The sequence below is a fragment of the Hallella seregens ATCC 51272 genome, assembly GCF_000518545.1.
Lineage (GTDB): Bacteria > Bacteroidota > Bacteroidia > Bacteroidales > Bacteroidaceae > Prevotella > Prevotella seregens.
Genome location: NZ_JADU01000049.1, coordinates 1 through 3,199 on the forward strand (window position 1 = coordinate 1; position 3,199 = coordinate 3,199).

Annotated in this window: 5 protein-coding genes; 3 read left to right on the forward strand and 2 right to left on the reverse strand. The window is 41.9% G+C overall.

The features are described 5' to 3' along the window. Positions 1–85: 85 nt before the first annotated feature. The 3 genes from L888_RS0110980 to L888_RS0110990 all read left to right on the forward strand — a co-directional run bounded on the left by L888_RS0110980 (position 86) and on the right by L888_RS0110990 (position 2,207). Complete coding sequence (locus L888_RS0110980) at positions 86–316, forward strand: hypothetical protein (protein WP_027952925.1); 231 nt, start codon at positions 86–88, stop codon at positions 314–316. A gap of 264 nt (positions 317–580) precedes the next feature. After that, positions 581–1,801: a tetratricopeptide repeat-containing protein gene (locus tag L888_RS0110985; protein WP_044249260.1), complete on the forward strand. Its 1,221-nt coding sequence runs from the start codon at positions 581–583 to the stop codon at positions 1,799–1,801. A gap of 1 nt (position 1,802) precedes the next feature. Continuing rightward, on the forward strand, positions 1,803–2,207 hold the full coding sequence (locus L888_RS0110990) for a TIR domain-containing protein (RefSeq protein WP_027952927.1): 405 nt from the start codon (positions 1,803–1,805) through the stop codon (positions 2,205–2,207). Positions 2,208–2,267: 60 nt separating this feature from the next. Here the strand turns inward: L888_RS0110990 and L888_RS0110995 are convergent, their stop codons facing one another. After that, on the reverse strand, positions 2,268–2,783 hold the full coding sequence (locus tag L888_RS0110995; RefSeq protein WP_027952928.1) for a lysozyme: 516 nt from the start codon (positions 2,781–2,783) through the stop codon (positions 2,268–2,270). Then, positions 2,767–3,189, reverse strand: coding sequence for a DUF3872 domain-containing protein (locus L888_RS13690; protein WP_044249258.1), 423 nt, complete (start codon positions 3,187–3,189; stop codon positions 2,767–2,769). The genes L888_RS0110995 and L888_RS13690 overlap by 17 nt, the downstream gene beginning before the upstream one ends. Positions 3,190–3,199: the final 10 nt, after the last annotated feature.

Here is a 3,199-nt window from a genome sequence, read left to right on the forward strand (position 1 = left end):
GCACACCATTTTTGGCTTACCCATCGCAGGTTATCCAATGGAGAGCCAAAAGAACACAGATTACTAATTGCTGAATTTTGAGAATATGAAGAAGAAAGTTTACAGAGTACGGACGCAGTACATTTTCGAAGGAGTGTTTGAAGTGGTTGCCGAAAGCAGAGAAAGCGCACGACAAAAAGTCATTCAGGATTGTGGTTTGGTGATGGGCGGAAATGTTCACAGCACCCTGCCCGATGAGGAAATCAATTGGTTTTTCTCCACGCACCCCGAAGTAAGGACGGGACGAATAACCACTCAAGAAGAACGGACGGAGTAAAGCGGTCGGCAGATTTGCCGACCGCTCCTTTCTTTCGTGAGCTTGGGGCGGACAAAGAAAGGAGCAAAGAAACCCCGATGAAAAGCACCTTGTTACTTTTGACAGTGAGTTGAGACGGCTCAAAAGTAACAAAAAGCCATTTGGAGTAAGGATAGTTCTATATATTGCCATTTTGTCGTATCGAATGGACTTTATGGCAGACAAGGCCTATTGGTATGCTAATTGCTTTATCTGTTGTAAATTGTCATAAACAAAACGATGCAAATGGAAAATAGAGAAAGAATATGTTTTGTAATTATGGGCTTTGGAAAAAAACAAGACCCCTATACAAATAGAACAATAGATTTAGATGCGACATATAATAAGATAATTCAACCGTCAGTAGTAGCCTGTGGTTACAAATGCATCCGTGCAGATGAAATTTTGGATTCAGGTACGATTGATAGAAGTATGTATGCTTTGCTCTATAAAGCAGATTTAGTAATTGCAGATATTACGACAGACAATGCTAACGCTCTGTATGAGCTGGGGACTCGGCATGCTCTCAGACCTTTTTCGACCATTATAATAAAAGGAGGCGAGAGTAAAATTCCTTTTGACTTAGGGCACACTCGAATTTTATCTTATGAGCATTTAGGTAACGAAATCTCTAAAAAAGAAGCTCAAAGAAGTGTTAGAGAGTTGAAATCGATAATAAATGCAGTAACAGAAAATCCTGTACCAGATAGCCCTCTGTACACATATATCCCCCAAATAGAACAACCCAAAATCTCTGATGAAGATTTAGAGGAAATAATAAGAGAACTTCGGGCTAAAGAGAATACGGTATATTCTCTTTCAGAACAAGCAAAAAAGTTTATGCACGAAAAGCGTTTTGAAGAAGCTGCTCAGAAATGGCATAGACTCAGAGAAATGGTAGAGAATGATATTTTTTATATTCAACAAGAAGCTCTATGCACATATAAAAGTGAAAAGCCTGAAAAAATTCCAGCTTTGACAAATGCTCTTCAAATAATGGTATCTATAAAGGAACAGACAGATACTGAAACATTGGGAATTACTGGAGCCATCAATAAAAGATTATGGTATGCGACAAAAGTAGAGAGCTATTTAGATGAAGCTATTGAGATGTACAGGAAAGGCTGGACTCTACATCAAGATTACTATACTGGAGAGAATTATGCCCTTTGCTTGGAACAAAAATCTATTCTCGAAAAAGATGAACGACATAAAATACATAAACAAGTTGAAGCTGAAGAAATCAGAAAGCAAATTATAGATATAATCCTTCCTACTTTGGAGGAAGAAGAGCCCGAAGAACTTAAATGGAAGTATGCCACATTGGCGAACTGTTATTTTGCACTTGGAGATGTAGAAAAAGGGCAAGAGTATGAGCAAAAGTTCAAGGAGCAGAATCCTGATGAATGGGAAATAGAAACATTCCTTCAAAATAAACAGAATAGCATTCACTATAAAAATAAATAATATGGCAAAAACTTATTCAGTATTCATCAGTCACTCATGGGGTCATGCAGATGATTTGAAGAAGCTCCGCAATCTCTTAGAAGAGAGGGGGTATTTTCATGTTGAATTTAACGAAGCTTCTCCTGACGAACCCATCAATTCGGAAAATTCGGCATACATCAAACGTCGTTTGAAAGAGAAAATCTCTAATTCAGACATTGTTTTAGGTATTGCCGGGATGTATGCCTCTCATAGTGATTGGATGGAATGGGAGTTAGATACAGCGTTAGAGGAAAAAGTTCCAATAGTAGGAGTTATTCCTTGGGGACAAGAACGAATATCAAAAGTAGTTACAGATCGTTCCGTAGAGGATGTCCATTGGAATACCGAAAGTATTGTTGAAGCCATCCGAAAATGGGCTAAATAAAACTTCCTATAAGTACGCCCCTTGTAAGCTGAAAAACTTACAAGGGGCGTACTTAGAAAATCAGGGTATATAAAACAAGGCAAACTCCACTTTTCGTCGTTTGACAAGACCTCTGAGAACTTTGCCCTTGTATCGACAGAAAGAGACAAATTCACGGTAGAAATTCCTGTCGCCCGACTCTATCTTCCGCAGTAGTCTGCTCTTGGGATGTTTGCCGTATCCCAGCAACCTGCCTGCTCCTATGTTGTAGGACAAAACGGCAAGCATCAGGGCATCCCTCCCGTAGTCCTTGAACATCATCAAACGCTTCATCAGGTCAGCCCGAAGCAGAGAGTCCGCCTGCCGTTCCGTCATCGCTGCCGTGAACCGCTCTCCGGGCAGAAGCCGATGTCCGTAACCCACATAAGGATAGTCCTTCCAAGTATGTAAGCCCTCGAAGTGCTTAATGCAGACCACGGCACGCTCGAACGGCGGTAGTGAAAAGAGAGCCTTTCCGCCCTCCTGAGCGGAAAGGCGGAAGCAGGATAGGCAAACAAGGCAGAACGATAAAACGAGAAGTTTACTTCTTGTCCCCATTCGTTTTCTCCTTTTCCTCGTCCTTTTGACTGTTGAACTCAAACGAGAGTTTCACCATCTGTCCGAAATTATCCTCCACATACACATCTATCGTCTGCTGGTCAGAGGAAGCAGAGGTGTAGTATAGTCTGAACACCTCTTTTGTAAGAGGGTAACGGTCATTGGGTTTGAACACCGTGCCGTCGTCCATCTTCAGCCGTCCCTTTCCATCAGGCTGAAAGTATCTAATGGTATAGCGTGCGTCTTCAAACCGTCCCTGCCGTTTGAGCGTACAGCGTATCTCCGCCGTCTGTCCCTTGACGATGTGCTTCTGCACCGGCATCGTCTCTACCGTGAACGGGTACGCCTGGAAAAGCCACTCTACTTTGACCCCTTTGGCCAAGTAGAATTTGCTCCTGTTGGCCACAACATGATTG